Source organism: Bacillus hominis, from assembly GCF_018332515.1.
Lineage (GTDB): Bacteria > Bacillota > Bacilli > Bacillales > Bacillaceae_G > Bacillus_A > Bacillus_A hominis.
The window spans coordinates 1-250 of record NZ_BOQD01000703.1 but is presented as its reverse complement, the minus strand read 5'-3'; the positions used below and the strand labels follow the sequence as shown (position 1 = coordinate 250).

Below are 250 nucleotides of genomic sequence, written 5' to 3'. Positions count from 1 at the left end.
GCCAGCATCATCACTAATGTCGCTAATGGCAGTATTAGTGAGGACAGTACCGATGCAGTGAACGGTTCTCAGTTGAATGCGACGAATATGATGATTGAGCAGAACACCCAAATTATCAATCAGCTCGCTGGTAACACCGACGCAACCTATATCCAAGAACACGGTGCGGGTATTAACTATGTGCGTACTAACGACGACGGCTTAGCGTTCAACGACGCCAGCGCACAGGGTGTTGGCGCTACAGCTATAG

At 49.2% G+C, this 250-nt stretch carries 1 protein-coding gene; it reads left to right on the top strand.

The window, feature by feature from the left end:
• Positions 1-250 (top strand): hypothetical protein (locus tag KI356_RS29025; protein WP_212937095.1); only part of this gene is annotated, 250 nt, incomplete at both ends.